This window comes from Methylomonas sp. PHL2-19 (assembly GCF_059331595.1).
On sequence record NZ_CP196839.1, the window covers coordinates 2429622 to 2444026 of the forward strand.

13 protein-coding genes are annotated in these 14405 nt (G+C 50.9%); 9 read left to right on the forward strand and 4 right to left on the reverse strand.

The window, feature by feature from the left end:
* The first annotated feature begins 23 nt into the window (after nt 1-23).
* The 3 genes from nhaR to fucP all read left to right on the forward strand — a co-directional run bounded on the left by nhaR (nt 24) and on the right by fucP (nt 4745).
* Nucleotides 24-926, forward strand: a complete 903-nt coding sequence (gene nhaR / locus ACR02O_RS11300; RefSeq protein WP_205453995.1) for a transcriptional activator NhaR — start codon at nt 24-26, stop codon at nt 924-926.
* A gap of 348 nt (nt 927-1274) precedes the next feature.
* Nucleotides 1275-3467, forward strand: coding sequence for a glycoside hydrolase family 3 N-terminal domain-containing protein (locus ACR02O_RS11305; protein ID WP_494523407.1), 2193 nt, complete (start codon nt 1275-1277; stop codon nt 3465-3467).
* A 6-nt stretch (nt 3468-3473) separates the two neighbouring features.
* The gene (fucP, locus tag ACR02O_RS11310) at nt 3474-4745 is read left to right on the forward strand and encodes an L-fucose:H+ symporter permease (protein ID WP_494523408.1); all 1272 of its coding nucleotides are present in this window, start codon (nt 3474-3476) and stop codon (nt 4743-4745) included.
* Nucleotides 4746-4759: 14 nt separating this feature from the next.
* On the opposite strand, the gene ACR02O_RS11315 is transcribed toward fucP, so the two are convergent.
* The 3 genes from ACR02O_RS11315 to ACR02O_RS11325 are packed head-to-tail and all read right to left on the reverse strand — an operon-like array spanning nt 4760 to nt 7322.
* A complete protein-coding gene (locus tag ACR02O_RS11315) occupies nt 4760-5854 on the reverse strand; it encodes a protein-glutamate methylesterase/protein-glutamine glutaminase (RefSeq protein ID WP_205453998.1) in 1095 nt (364 codons plus the stop codon).
* Nucleotides 5855-5883: 29 nt separating this feature from the next.
* Complete coding sequence (locus tag ACR02O_RS11320) at nt 5884-6480, reverse strand: chemotaxis protein CheD (protein ID WP_033156662.1); 597 nt, start codon at nt 6478-6480, stop codon at nt 5884-5886.
* Nucleotides 6477-7322, reverse strand: a complete 846-nt coding sequence (locus ACR02O_RS11325) for a CheR family methyltransferase (protein WP_494523465.1) — start codon at nt 7320-7322, stop codon at nt 6477-6479. The genes ACR02O_RS11320 and ACR02O_RS11325 overlap by 4 nt, the downstream gene beginning before the upstream one ends.
* Before the next feature lie 512 nt (nt 7323-7834).
* Here ACR02O_RS11325 and ACR02O_RS11330 point away from each other — a divergent pair.
* From ACR02O_RS11330 to ACR02O_RS11355, 6 genes are all read left to right on the forward strand, one after another.
* Nucleotides 7835-8659: a methyl-accepting chemotaxis protein gene (locus ACR02O_RS11330; protein WP_373276521.1), complete on the forward strand. Its 825-nt coding sequence runs from the start codon at nt 7835-7837 to the stop codon at nt 8657-8659.
* A 20-nt stretch (nt 8660-8679) separates the two neighbouring features.
* Nucleotides 8680-9048: a response regulator gene (locus ACR02O_RS11335; RefSeq protein ID WP_033156659.1), complete on the forward strand. Its 369-nt coding sequence runs from the start codon at nt 8680-8682 to the stop codon at nt 9046-9048.
* 31 nt (nt 9049-9079) lie between these two features.
* Complete coding sequence (locus ACR02O_RS11340; protein WP_494523409.1) at nt 9080-9412, forward strand: STAS domain-containing protein; 333 nt, start codon at nt 9080-9082, stop codon at nt 9410-9412.
* A complete protein-coding gene (locus ACR02O_RS11345) occupies nt 9409-11598 on the forward strand; it encodes a chemotaxis protein CheA (protein ID WP_494523410.1) in 2190 nt (729 codons plus the stop codon). The genes ACR02O_RS11340 and ACR02O_RS11345 overlap by 4 nt, the downstream gene beginning before the upstream one ends.
* Before the next feature lie 120 nt (nt 11599-11718).
* Nucleotides 11719-13359: a methyl-accepting chemotaxis protein gene (locus ACR02O_RS11350; protein ID WP_313734945.1), complete on the forward strand. Its 1641-nt coding sequence runs from the start codon at nt 11719-11721 to the stop codon at nt 13357-13359.
* A gap of 17 nt (nt 13360-13376) precedes the next feature.
* A complete protein-coding gene (locus ACR02O_RS11355; RefSeq protein ID WP_458137187.1) occupies nt 13377-13922 on the forward strand; it encodes a chemotaxis protein CheW in 546 nt (181 codons plus the stop codon).
* A 41-nt stretch (nt 13923-13963) separates the two neighbouring features.
* Here ACR02O_RS11355 and ACR02O_RS11360 read toward each other — a convergent pair whose 3' ends face one another.
* Nucleotides 13964-14386 (reverse strand): bacteriohemerythrin, encoded by a 423-nt coding sequence (locus tag ACR02O_RS11360; protein WP_494523466.1) that lies wholly within the window; start codon nt 14384-14386, stop codon nt 13964-13966.
* Between the last annotated feature and the right edge of the window lie 19 nt (nt 14387-14405).

A 14405-nucleotide genomic window follows, 5' to 3' on the forward strand; every position in this document is an offset into this window, starting at 1 on the left:
TAAATTCCTATACATTGAGTGCTATGGAACGTATCAACTACCAACATTTGTTTTATTTCTGGAATGTCGCGCGTGAAGAAAGTATCACTCGCGCTTGCGAGAAACTGCATTTGGCGCAACCGACCATCAGTGGCCAATTAGCGGTTCTGGAACAGCAAATCGGCGAAAAACTCTTTTATAAACAAGGCCGTAAACTGGTGCTCACCGACACCGGGCGGGTGGTATTTAATTACGCGGAAGAAATCTTTTCGCTGGGCCGAGAGTTAAGTAACACGTTAAAAGGCCGACCGACCGGCAGGGCTCTGCGTCTGGTGGTGGGCGTGGCGGATGCGTTACCGAAAATGGTGGTTTACCGCTTGCTGGCGCCGGCTTTTCGCTTACCGGAGTCGGTGCAGATTCTTTGTTACGAGGACAAAACCGAGCGGCTTTTGAGTGAGATGGTCATGCAAGGGATGGATATAGTCTTGTCCGATGCGCCGCTGACACCAACCAGTGGCGCCAAAGCGTTTAACCATCTGCTGGGCGAATGCGGTGTTACCGTGTTCGGCGCGCCGGCTTTGGCCGCGACCTATAGGCAAAATTTCCCACGCTGCTTGAGCGGCGCACCGTTCCTGCTGCCCACCGCCAACACTTCGCTGCGGCGCTCGCTGGATCAATGGTTCGACGCCGAAAGTATCAGCCCGGCTATCCAGGCCGAAATTGAAGACAGCGCGTTGATTAAAACCTTTGGCAGTGGTGGCGTGGGTTTGTTTGTCGCACCGAGTAATGTCGAAGCCGAAATCCAAAGCCAATACGGCGTGGAAGCCATCGGCCGTATCGACTCGGTGCATGAACGTTTTTACGCCATCACCATGCGCCGCAAACTCAAGCATCCGGCCGTGACCGCGATTTTGGAGAATGCGCGGGATAAGTTGTTTCCGGAATAACAATCCTGAGAAAACTTCATCCGGTGTGGCTGTTGCCACGAAAAACACCAAGCCAGGCTCTACGCCACCGCTGCTCTTAAAATATAAGACAGCATCTTCAGGTCTGGATAAACTATTCCGGGTCCCTGATGGGCACTTGCCGCTGACATGAGCGAATTATCGCCGGCTATGATGTGCCGATTTTTACAGATAACTACGAATGCCTTGCTATCGTTGATCGGATTTTTGCCGTGAGGCCGGCAGGTAGATAAAACGATTGAGCGGGCATCAATCAAACCTTAAATTAATCTCTTGAAAACAAAATTAGCTTTCTTAATTCTTTCCCTATTCGTGGCTTTGGAGTCCGGCGTGAGTGCAGAAGAAACAAACGACAATGTTGAAATGCAGGTTCAGGCCTTGCTGGCGCAAATGAGCCTGGAAGAAAAAGTCGGACAGATGACGCAGATCGACTTTAGCGTGGTTTCGGTCTTGAATGGCGAGGTAGCCGATAATCCTATCGATCAGGCCAAACTGGAAGACGCAATCTTGAACCGGCATATCGGTTCAATACTCAACACGCCCACCACACCGAACAACCAAACTCAGCCCATCGAAAAATGGCGGCGGATGACCCAAGCGATACGCGACGTGGCGGCAAAAAGCCGGCTGAAAATTCCGGTGCTGTACGGTATCGACGCGATTCATGGTGCAACTTACACCGAAAACGCAGTGCTGTTTCCGCAAGCCATCAGCATGGCGGCGACGTTTAATCCGGATTTAGCTTTCAAGGAAGGCGAAGTGACCGCGCGGGAAGTCAAGGCGTCGGGTTTGGATTGGAATTTCATGCCGGTGATGGACATTGGCCGGCAACCGTTGTGGCCGCGCTTGTGGGAAACCTATGGCGAGGACGTGCATTTGGCGGTGACGATGGGTAGTGCCTACATCCATGGTCATCAAGGCGACGACTTTGCGGACGCCGACAAGGCGCCAACTTGCTTGAAACATTACGTCGGCTACAGCTATCCCTTGAACGGCAAGGACCGCACCCCGGCCTGGATAGGCGAACGAGCTTTGCGCGAATATTTTCTGCCGAGCTTCGAAGCGGGCGTGAAAGCCGGATCGCCGACCGTAATGATCAACTCCTCTGAAGTGGACGGCATTCCCGGTCACGTCAACCATCATTATCTGAATACAATTTTGCGTGGCGAGATGGGTTTTAAAGGCTTTACCGTGTCCGATTGGGCCGACATCAGCCGCTTGTATACTCGCGACAAACTGGCGGCCTCGCCGCGCGAAGCGGTAAAAATGGCGGTGATGGCCGGTGTGGACATGAGCATGGTGCCGTTCGATTATTCGTTCTACGACTTGTTGCTGGATTTAGCCAAAACCGGCGAGGTGCCGATGAGTCGTATCGACGAAGCGGTGTCGCGTATTTTGCGGGTGAAATATCAAAGCGGCTTATTTGATAGGCACGAACCGGCGCTGGCCGCGGAAGGCAATTTTCTGACGGAAGACGCGGTGGCCGCGAACCGCCAAGCGGCGCGGGAAGCGATCATTCTGTCAAAAAACGATCAGCATATATTGCCCTTGAGCAAGCAGGCCAGCATCCTGGTCACCGGGCCGACCGCGAACTTGTTGAGCGTAATGAACGGCGGTTGGACCATCACCTGGCAGGGCGCTGCCGAACATTTGTATCCCAAAGACAAGCCCACTTTGTTACAAGCCATTCAGCAGAAAACCACGGGCAAAGTGACGTACGTGGGCGGCAAAAATTTCAGCGATGAAATCAATATCGAGCAGGCGGTAACGCAAGCCCGGCAACACGATGTGGTGATTTTGGCGCTGGGCGAAAAAACATATACCGAAACCGAAGGCAACATCGAATCCCTGCATCTGGACCCGGTGCAGTTGCAATTGGCCAGAGCGATCTTCGAAATCGGCAAGCCGGTGGTTTTAGTTACGTTCGGCGGCCGGCCGCGCATTATTACCGAAATTGCCAACAAGGCGCAGGCCGTGGTGTTGGGCTTTTTGCCGGGCATGGAAGGCGGGGCAGCGATGGCCGATATTCTGTTCGGCGACACCAATCCCAGCGGCAAATTGCCGATTTCCTATCCGCGCGATGTTAACGATATTGTGATGTACGATCACAAGCCGATAGAGGCTTTTGAGAGCAATCAGTATCGGCCTTTGTATCCATTTGGTCACGGTTTGAGTTACACCACCTTCCAGACCAGCGGCCTGCGTCTGAGCAAAGACAATATTGCCATGGGCGAGAATATCGACGTGACGGTTAAGGTGAAAAATACCGGCATGCTGACCGGCAAGGAAACCGTGATGGTTTACCTGCACGACGTCGCGGCCTCGGTTTCGCGGCCGGTGAAACAGCTAAAGGCGTTTAAAAAGGTCGAATTAAAACCCGGCGCGGAGCAGACCTTGCAATTTAGCTTAACGCCGCAGGATATGTCCTTTATTGGTGTGGATATGCGGCGCATCGTCGAACCGGGCGAGTTTGAGGTGATGGTCGGTAACGAGACCGCACGTTTCCAGGTCCTCAAACCCTAAATCAATATGCGGGATTCACTCATGCAGGATCAACAAAACCTTGATAGACAGTCATATACGGGCTCATTAGCTATTCTCACGTCGCTGTTTTTTATTTGGGGATTTATCACCTGTCTTAACGACATCCTGATTCCACATCTAAAAGCCGTGTTTACGTTGAGTTATACCCAGGCGATGCTGATCCAGTTTTGTTTTTTCACTGCGTATTTTTTGATGTCGGTGCCCAGCGGCTATCTGGTGGAAAAAATCGATTACAAAGGCGGCATCATCGTCGGTTTGGCGATTGCCGGTGGCGGCTGTTTGCTGTTTTATCCGGCGGCTGGCTTGCATTCCTATCCCTTATTTTTGGCGGCGTTTTTTGTATTGGCGTCCGGGATTACCTTGCTACAGGTTTCTGCCAACCCTTACGTGACTGTGCTGGGCGATCCGCACACTGCGTCCAGTCGTTTAACCTTGACGCAGGCGTTTAACTCCTTGGGTACCACGTTGGCGCCGTATTTTGGCGCATTGTTTATTTTGTCGAATGCGGTGAAAAGCGCCGAGGAAATAAAGCTGCTGGACGCCGAGGAACTGTCTGCGTATCAGGCCGCGGAAGCGGCTGCGGTGCAGAATCCGTATCTATTTCTTGCGGCAGTGTTGTTTTTCATGGCGGCAGTGTTTGCGATGTTGAAGTTGCCTAGGATTAACCAGCCAACCGAGGCAACCGGCCCAAATGCATTGGATGGCAGCGCCTGGCACTATTCGCATCTGGTGTTGGGTGCGGTGGCGATTTTTGTGTACGTCGGCGGCGAAGTGTCTATCGGCAGCTTTCTGGTTAACTTTCTCGGCGAGCCGCATATAGCCGGTTTGGCTGAGCAAGAGGCCGGCAAATACGTGTCGTTTTATTGGGGCGGGGCGATGGTCGGCCGGTTTATTGGATCGGCGGTGATGCAGAAAATCCATCCCGGCAAAGTGTTGGCCTTTAACGCCTTGGCGGCGGCTGGTTTGGTGTTGGCGACGATGTTGGGCAGCGGCACACTGGCTATGCTTACCATCCTGGCGGTAGGTTTGTGCAATTCCATCATGTTTCCGACCATTTTTTCGCTGGCGTTGACCGGCTTGGGCAGGCATACCGGCCAAGGCTCCGGCATACTCTGCGCCGCCATCGTCGGTGGGGCTATTTTACCGTTGCTGCAAGGGGCGTTTGCGGATCGTATCGGTATACAGCAGGCCTTTTTTATCCCTGCTCTTTGCTACTTGTATATCGCTTATTACGGTTATCGCTGTCGCCGGTTGTAGATAAAAACGCGCTTTTAACCTTTCAAGAATTTTGCCCGATTCGGCGATTGCATGATCAAGTTCGGGATAGCCGATAGCGGCAGTTCGCCGTCGGTGCCGCCCAGTTTCACTGCTTCTTTGGGCATGCCGTAAACCACGCAGCTGGCTTCGTCTTGAGCGACGCACAGAGCGCCGGTATCGTGCAATTCCTTCATGCCGTGGGCGCCGTCGTCCCCCATGCCGGTCATGATTATGCCCAGCACGTTTTTGCCGGCAGCTTGCGCGGCCGAGCGGAACAACACATCCACCGATGGCCGATGGCGGCTTACCAATGGGCCATCCTTGATTTCCACCCGGTATTGCGCGCCGCTGCGCCGCAACAGCATGTGTTTGCCGCCCGGCGCAATCAAGGCCAGGCCGGGAATGACCCGGTCGTTTTGCTCGGCCTCTTTAACTGTAATTTGGCACAGGCTGTCCAGCCGTTTGGCAAACGCGGCGGTAAATGCCTCCGGCATGTGCTGCACAATGACGATACCCGGCGTGGTACGGGGTAATCGCGTCAATACGTATTCCAGAGCCTGGGTGCCGCCGGTTGATGTGCCAATGGCGACGACGCGGTCGGTGGTTTCCGTCATTGAGATCAGGCTGGTCGGGGAAATGACGGCGTCGGCGGTTAATTTCGGGCTGCCATCCAGAGGTTTGCCGCTTGGGGCCGCTGATTTTCGCAGTCTGGCATGTGAGGCACCTTTAATCGCATCCGCCAGCAGGGTTTTCGAATCTTGCAGAAAGCCCTTCAGGTTGACGGTCGGTTTGGTGATGATGTCGACGGCACCGGCACTCATGGCCTGCATCGTCACTTCCGCGCCCTTGGCTGTGAGCGTCGAACAGATCACGACCGGCGTGGGATGTTCGTGCATTAGCTTCTTCAGGAACGTGATGCCGTCCATGCGTGGCATTTCGATGTCCAGGATGATGACATCCGGCCAGTCTTTTTCCATGCGGGTTAAGGCGAAGATGGGGTCCGGCGCGGCGCCGATCACTTTGACGCCAGGCAGGCTATCGAGCAATCCGGTTAATACCTGCCGGACCACGGCGGAGTCGTCGACAATAAATACTTTTGTGTCTGTCATAGTGTTGCCTGTTAATGGTCTTGGATGATTTACCAGAATTCGGCACTGCTTCTGGATTTTTCATGTTCGTCGATATTTTTCTTCCAGTAGCGGCGCTCTTCGTTTTCAAGAGACAGTTGCTGATTGTGGTCGATTTTTTTGATAAACACCGAATAATCAGTACCGACGAAATGGACGTTTCTGCCGATATTGCCGCCTAGACAGGCACTAAGCATAGGAATGTTTTCTTTTTTTAAAAACTCTTTGATGAATAAAACATTCACGTCGCCCACGGTTTCCTTGCGGTTTTTGTCTTCTCGCAGTTTTAACACGTTGCCGCCGCCAAAGCATTTGGCTTGTAGATTGAGCCGGTTGGCGCCGAGTTTCATCATTTCGTTGATCAGTAATTCCATCGCATAAATGCCGTAACGGCCCTCTTCGGATTCGATGATAGGCATGTTTTTGGAGTAGGAACGATAAGCCAGCAAAAAATGATTCATGCCAAATACCCGATTGATTGGGTCGTATAGGCAGGCAGCTACGCAAGAGCCTAGCAGCGTCGAAATGACTTCCGGCTGGCGGGAGGCATAGAATTCGCCCGGATCGATGACGATACGCTGGGTATCTCGGAAGGGCAGGATTTTCATGGTTTCCGGTAGATGGAAGGTTTCAGCATTTGTAACTGTTCGGTGACTCGATGCAGGCTTTCCGAATGACTGATGATGAAATGTCCGCCAGGCTTTAGCGCGGTAATCAGTCGTTCGACGACCTGCTTTTTGGTGTCTTGGTCAAAATAGATTAGAACATTACGCAGAAAAATTACGTCGAACCTCCCCAATGTATGCGGCAGTGAACTCATCAAATTAACCTGATCAAATTTGACGCGGCTGCGTAGTTTGTTGTCCACGCGAAAAAAACCTTCCTGGCTGCGCACGCCGCGTAAACAATATTTTTCCAACAGGCGCTTATCCATATGGTCCAGCCTATCTAGTGGGTAGACGCCATGGCGGGCAACTTCCAGCACTCGCGTGCTCAAATCGGAGCCGAAAATCTCCCAATTGCGCGTGCCTAGGTTCTCCGCTAATACCATTGCCAGAGTATAGGCTTCTTCTCCTGTCGAACTAGCCGCGCTCCAAACCCTAAAATGCTCGCCGCGCCAGGTCTTAAGAATGTGCTGTTGAAAAAATTCGAAGTGCTTTGGCTCCCGAAAAAAATACGTTTCATTGGTGGTCAGAATGTTGACCAGCGTTTGAAATTCATGGGGGTAATCGGGACTGATAGCCAGTTGGTAGTATTCCCCGTAATGTTCTAGCTGGTAATAATCGAGCCTTTTGGCCAGCCGGCTGGCTACCATGACTTTCTTTTCCGGTGTCAGAGCGATGCCGGCATGGTCGTAAATCAAACGTCTGAAGCGTTCGAATTCTTCGGTTGTGATCGGGGCAATAGTAATAAAACCGTCTCCGTGAGTAAGGATATGTGACGTAATTATGTCAGTAAATAATTACAGGAAGTGCTGAGAACTTAACATTAACGAAAAACCTAAGATGGTAGTGGGTTGAATGCAAATTTAAAACTCTCTACTATCTTTAACATACCCAAAACCCAGACGGAATTCCCATGCTTCGAAAACCTTATCCTGTAGCCAAGAGCCCCGGTCCACTTGGTTTTTATCTGTTGACGGTGGGGTTGGGAGTGACAGGTGGATTGTTGGCCTGCGTGCAAACCGGTTTCAGTTTGATCAGCTTGGGAGCTACCGCCGCGCTTGGTTTTGCCGGCGTCCTGATTGGGTCTGCTTTGTACAATAAACAGCAAACCGCTCTGAATGAAGCTAACAACGCCTGGCGTGGTGACGAAGATTTAAAACTGCAAGAGCTTGAAGCATACGCCATTGAGCTCGAGCGTTTGTTTCTGCAAGTAGTGCCCATTTTGCTCAGACAAGTACAAACATCCAGAACGCATACCGAACAGGAAATCACCGTCCTGACCAGTCGCTTCGCCGCTATGGTTAATCAATTGGAGAGACTGATTTCCGGCGGTGCGCAGAATCGTCAAGGTCGTAGCGTGGATGTGTTATTCGGCGAAACCCGGGATGCTTTGACGGCGGTGTTAAAAGTTTTAAGTGAAATCCAGGACGTTGAGCATGCGGTAGTCGACGAGGTTCGTAAACTGTCCGCACATACCGGTCAACTGGACACGATGGCGCAGGAAGTGCGCAAGGTCGCTGAGCAAATCAATTTACTGGCGCTGAATGCGGCTATCGAAGCCGCCCGCGCAGGCGAAAATGGCCGGGGTTTTGCGGTTGTAGCCGACGAAGTCCGTAAACTGGCCGGATTTTCGTCTTCCACCGGGGAAAAAATCAGCCACGCCATTGCCGATATCAACAAAGCCATGGCCTCGACGTTGAAAATGTCCGAAGCATCCGGCTCTTCCGATGACAAAGCAATCCGCGATGCCGAACACGCCATCCGCACCGCCCTCGACGATTTGCGGGTGGCTTTGGATATGTTCAGAAACGATGCGGATCAGTTACGCGGCAACAGCGCGCAAATTCGCGACGAGATTTTCTCGGTGTTGACGGCGTTCCAGTTTCAGGATCGGGTCAGCCAAATGCTGTCGCATGTCGAACATAATCTAAACAGCCTGCAAACTGCGGTAGATGCCACGCGCAGCAGCGGCGAGCGCCAAGCAAATAGCTTGGATGTCGGCGCCACATTGTCGAGAATGGAGCTTAGTTACACGATGCCGGAAGAGTTGTTGAATCACTCTTCAAGTGCGGCGGTCAGTCACCAAAGCACTTCCGCCAACGATGAGATTACATTTTTCTAAATTTGATGAAGGATTGACTAATGGCTAAAACTATCATGATTGTTGATGACTCGGCATCCATTCGACAGGTTGTCGGCATTGCCCTAAAGGGTGCCGGCTACGATGTGATTGAGGCCTGCGACGGCAGGGATGCACTGAGTAAATTAACCGGACAAAAAATCAATTTGATCATTACCGATGTGAATATGCCAAATATGGACGGCATAACCTTTGTGACGGAAGCCAAAAAACTCCCGGCTTACAAATTCACTCCGATGATGATGCTGACTACCGAAGCCGCCGACGATAAAAAACAGGCTGGCAAGGCCGCCGGCGCGAAAGCCTGGCTGACCAAACCGTTTCAAGCCCCCACTTTACTCGACGCGGTGTCCAAATTGGTGTTGCCTTAAAAACAACTCCATTGCACAAGGGGAGAAAACCTTGGCTATCCACCTAAAACAACAAAAGAAGGGTGTCACCCATCTAGCCATTCAGGGTGAATTGACCATCTACTCGGTGCTGGAACACAAACAAGCACTATCCCCGTATCTAAGCTCGGCTAAAGACGTGCAAATCGATCTTGCCGATGTCACTGAAATCGATAGCGCCGGTGTGCAACTGCTGATGTTTATGAAGCAGGAAGCCGTCAGCCGCGATATCCGCTTTAGTCTTATTCAGCATAGCGAGGCGGTCGTTGAAGTGCTGGAACTGCTTAACCTGAGTAAGCATTTCGGCGACCCTATCGTAATCTCCGCAGATTGGAAAACATCATGAGCGAATTAGATGCGGCCTTAACGGTTTTCGCCCAAGAGGCTGAAGAGTTGTTAACGGATATGGAAGACGCTTTGTTGTCTCTGGAGAGTAAACCGGACGATAGCGAAACCATCAACAGTTTATTCAGGGTCATGCATACCATCAAAGGCTCTTCCGGATTGTTTGGTTTTAACGCCATTGTCGGCTTTACCCATGAAGCGGAGTCGGTCCTGGATAAAGTGCGTAACGGCGAACGCGGCATCGACGCGGAATTGATTTCTGTCTTGTTGGACAGCAAGGATCACACGGCTAAATTGATCGAACATTGTTTGACGCAGAAAGACGCCGAGTTACCGGCAAGCTTGGCGGCGGACGGAGAACGTTTGATCCGGCAGTTGACCGGACGGCAAACGACCGACATGCAGCAGAGCGACGATATCGTCCAGCTGGAAATTGAAGGCGGCGGCGAAATATCGGTGGACGACAACTGGCTCATTTCTTTAGAGTTTCAGAAAGATGCTTTCAGAAACGGCATGGATCCCTTGTCATTTATTCGCTATCTGCGCACCTTGGGAGAGATTAAACAAATTCTTACCGTAGCCTCGGAAATGCCGGTCGGTGACGACATGGATCCGGAAAGCTGCTATTTGCATTTCAAAATTGCTTTTCAGAGCGATGCGAATAAACAGACGATAGAGGCGGTGTTTGATTTTGCCGCGGACGATTGCGATATCAAAATTTTGCCGCCTAATTCCAAACTAGAGGAATATCTAAATCTGTTGAATGCTCAGGATGACAATCATGTTAAGCGCTTGGGCGATATGCTGGTGCAGGTCGGCGCCCTGACTCAAAACGATGTCAATCATGCCTTGCAACGCCAGCAGGCGAGTGTTGATGCGGAACAGGTAGCCCCCAGCAAACCGTTGGGCGAAATACTGGTCGAGCAACACGTCGTACAGCAGCCATTGGTCGATCAAGCGCTGAAAAAACAGGAGCAGACCAAACAAAAACTGGCAAGCGAAGCCAATTACATTAGGGTCGATGCCACCAAACTAGGCCATTTGATCAATTTGGTCGGTGAGCTGGTGATTTCCAGTGCGGCGATGAATTTGATCGTTGAGCGGCATGGCCTCAGCGATGCCGGCGATGTGGCCGCCAGCATGAATGCCTTAGTCGGCAGTATTCGCGATACCGCATTGGAATTGCGCATGGTGCAAATCGGCGAAACCTTTTCCCGGTTTAAACGGGTGGTGCGCGACGTTAGTAAAGAATTGAATAAAGACATCGAACTTTTTATCAGTGGCGGCGAAACCGAGTTGGATAAAACGGTCGTCGAAAAAATCAACGATCCATTAACGCATTTGATCCGCAACGCCCTCGATCACGGCATTGAAAGTCCCGAGCAGCGGCTCGCCGTTGGTAAGCCGGCACAAGGAACGGTGCAACTCAATGCCTACCACGAATCCGGGCATATCGTGATTCAAATCGCCGATGACGGCGCTGGTTTGAACAGCGAGCGAATACTCGCCAAAGCACTAGCCAACGGTTTGGTTAAACCCGATCACGATTTGTCCCAACAAGACATTCACAATCTGATATTCGCCGCCGGACTCAGCACCAAGGATCAAGCCACCAATTTATCCGGGCGCGGTGTCGGCATGGATGTGGTGAAAAAAAATATCGAAGCCTTACGCGGCTCCGTCGAGATAGACAGCGTAGAAGGCGAGGGCACCACCATTTCCATACGCTTACCGCTGACCCTGGCAATTATCGATGGTTTTATGGTCGGTACCGGTCAGGACCGCTACATCATCCCTCTAAGTATGGTGGACGAATGCATCGAGATGAATGCCAACGAATGCGAGATTGATGAATTACAGCATTACATTAATTTACGCGGCCAGGTTTTACCGTATTTGCGTTTAGCGGATTACTTTCGGAACGGTTCCCAAGATACCACTAGGAAGCGCGAGAGCGTGGTGGTGGTCAAATTCGGGCAAAGCAAAGCCGGGTTTGTTGTCGATGAATTGCATGGCGAGCATCAAACTGTCATCAAGCCTTTGGGCAGGGTTTTCGAAAAACTTAAAGGTATTACCGGCGCTACTGTGTTGGGCGACGGTAATGTAGCTTTAATTTTAGATGTGCAGGGTCTGATTGACTCGGCAACCAGTTTTAAGCACCGAAAAGTGCCGATGTATGAACAGTGAACTGTCTCCGTTAAGACCGTAGATTCTATTTTTGCCAGTGAAAGGCTGCACTTTTATCGGGAGAATTCCCCGTTACTTGAAGGCACTCTGTTCCGGCTTTAATTTATAAGGAATAAAAAAATGAAAATGACCGTGGTAAGAAAAATGATTTTACTGGTCGTGGTGGCCATTATTGGTTTGGCGGCTGTCGCCTGGATAGGCCAACGCAGTATGACCAGTGTCTACGAAAAAACAAATTTTGCTAATTTGAAGACCGTACCGGCGCTCTCGGCCCTCGGTGATGCCGGCCAGCGCCTCGGACGTTTACGGGTTAGGGTCTATCGGCATGTATTGACCGAGGATATGGCTGAAAAGGCAAAAGTCGAAGCGACCATTAAAGAAGCGCAGGACGGTATTGAGAAGGCGTTTGCACTGGTGGATAAAACGGTCGACGAGGGCAAAGACCGCAAGTTGTTCGAGGAAATGACAAAAACCTATAAGGAGTATGGGTTGTCTATCGATAAAATTATCGAGGTCTCTCGAAAAAATAATGATGCCGATAGTCGAGCGGTGCTGACAGCGGGTGCGCCAATCGCTGAGGAGTTCAACAGCAAAATCGATAGTTTCCAAGAATATGTCATTGAAGAGGGCAAAAAATCTGCTGACGAAGCGGCGGCTGAAAAGGAAAGCGCAACCTTTATAGTGAATGTGATCAGTGCATCGATCTTGATATTCACGGGGATTCTGGGCTGGGTAATTACTCGCGGCATTATTCTGCCCTTGAATGAACTTCAACGGGTGGTGGACGCCCTTGCACAAGGTGAATTCAGTACCGCCATTAATATCAATCGTGAAGACGAAATCGGCGTGGTAGCTAATGCCTTGAAAGACATGCGCGGACATTTGGTCAGAGTGGTGCAGGAAGTGCGTTCCAATTCAGAGGCCTTGTTAAGTGCATCGCAGCAAGTTAGTGCCACGGCGCAATCGATGAGTCAAATGGCCACCGAGCAAGCGGCAAGCGTGGAAGAAACGACTTCGTCGATTGAACAACTTAATTCGTCGGTACAACAAAATACCGAAAATGCCCACATCACCGAACAAATGGCGACCAAATCTGCCAGCGAAGCCCGGGATGGCGGTAATGCCGTAAACGAAACGGTAACGGCCATGAAACACATCGCCAAAAAAATTGGTTTAATCGAAGACATTGCTTACAAAACAAACCTGCTATCTTTAAACGCCGCCATCGAGGCCGCGTCCGCCGGTGAGCACGGAAAAGGTTTTGCGGTGGTAGCGGCAGAAGTGCGTAAGTTGGCGGAAAGTAGTCGGGTCACCGCTGAAGAGATCAATGAATTGGCCACTAATAGCGTGGCGATAGCTGAGAAAGCCGGTGGTTTGATCAGCGCAGTGGTGCCTAATATCGCTAAAACCGCCGATTTGGTCCAAGAAATTAATGCCGCGTCGATCGAACAATCCAGTGGCATCAACCAGATCAACGAAGCCATGCGCCAATTGGATAAGGCTACCCAGCAAAACGCCGCCAGTTCAGAAGAATTAGCAGCGACCTCAGAAGAATTAAATGGCCAAGCGACCCAACTGCAGCACGCCGTGGCCTTCTTTAAATTGGAGGAGGACAACAGAGCGCAAAATTACAGATCGACTCCGCCTGCACCTCGCCCAAATAGAGGTCCGGTAAGTCCCAGCTATGCTGCTAAGCCAGCGGCTCCGGCTTTAGCGGATGGGTCGATTAATTTTAACGACAAAGACTTTGAGCGCTTTTAATCTCTGGAGAACAGACCATGAGTAATCTGATTCGGAGAGAAACCGGCCAGGCAGTGGCGGTTCAGGAACAGGTAGGCCAATACCTGACTTTTTTAGTGGGGACAGAAAGTTTTGCAGTCAGTATTCTGGATGTAAAGGAAATTATTGAGATTGCCAACGTGACGCGGGTACCGTTGACGCCGGACTATATTCACGGAGTGATCAATTTGCGCGGCAGTGTGGTACCGGTTGTCGATTTATCGGCACGTTTAAGCCGGCGTTGCACTGAAGTCAGTAAGCGCAGTTGCATCGTCTTGGTGGCGGTTGAAACGAATGACGGTTCGCAATTGATAGGCATGTTGGTGGACGAAGTCAGGGAGATTTTAGAGATCCCGCCCGCCAACATTCAGCCGGCTCCTGATTTTGGTACTGATATTCGTACCGACTTTATTCAGGCTATGGCACGTGTCGACGACGTGTTTGTTATTCTGTTGGCGATGAATCGCGTTCTATCACTTGACGAATTGTCGCTACTTGGAGATTTGGCTCACTCCCAGGAGCGGCTGGCCACTGTGGCTGACTAAGTAAAGTAAGTCGATTAACCGAACAAAAGGTATTAGTATCATCATTCGGTTGTAAGACACGTGTCCGAACGATACTCGGGGAGAGTATGCATATATTCTCCCATTAGCCTATCCTCTTCTCGTATGTGTACCAACACCCACCGGGTGACGAATGCTTTGATAGCAGCCGGTTGCCAATGTCTATCGAAAATTGTTTCGGAAATTTCGTTCAGCTTTTCCAGCATCTGATTATGAGCGGATATATGTTGAACATAACCCGGGTATCGGCATTGTTTCATTAGCTGTTCTTCCGCTTCGAAATGCTCACGAACATGCTGATAAAACAGCATGAACAAATGCGTCAATGCCTCGCTGCTACCGGCTTCAACAATTTTGTTGGCCAGTTCGAACAGGTGCTGGTGTTGGGCGTCCACGGTTGCGTGGCCGATCTTGTAGTCATCTAGCCAGATAAACTCGCTAATAATTGGCTCCCTTCGTTATTTA

Coding starts and splice junctions, on each gene's coding strand:
- nhaR (WP_205453995.1), top strand. CDS start 24: ATGGAACGTATCAACTACCAACATTTGTTTTATTTCTGGAATGTCGCG.
- fucP (WP_494523408.1), top strand. CDS start 3,474: ATGCGGGATTCACTCATGCAGGATCAACAAAACCTTGATAGACAGTCA.
- ACR02O_RS11315 (WP_205453998.1), bottom strand. CDS start 5,854: ATGACAGACACAAAAGTATTTATTGTCGACGACTCCGCCGTGGTCCGG.
- ACR02O_RS11320 (WP_033156662.1), bottom strand. CDS start 6,480: ATGAAAATCCTGCCCTTCCGAGATACCCAGCGTATCGTCATCGATCCG.
- ACR02O_RS11330 (WP_373276521.1), top strand. CDS start 7,835: ATGGTTAATCAATTGGAGAGACTGATTTCCGGCGGTGCGCAGAATCGT.
- ACR02O_RS11335 (WP_033156659.1), top strand. CDS start 8,680: ATGGCTAAAACTATCATGATTGTTGATGACTCGGCATCCATTCGACAG.
- ACR02O_RS11345 (WP_494523410.1), top strand. CDS start 9,409: ATGAGCGAATTAGATGCGGCCTTAACGGTTTTCGCCCAAGAGGCTGAA.
- ACR02O_RS11350 (WP_313734945.1), top strand. CDS start 11,719: ATGAAAATGACCGTGGTAAGAAAAATGATTTTACTGGTCGTGGTGGCC.
- ACR02O_RS11355 (WP_458137187.1), top strand. CDS start 13,377: ATGAGTAATCTGATTCGGAGAGAAACCGGCCAGGCAGTGGCGGTTCAG.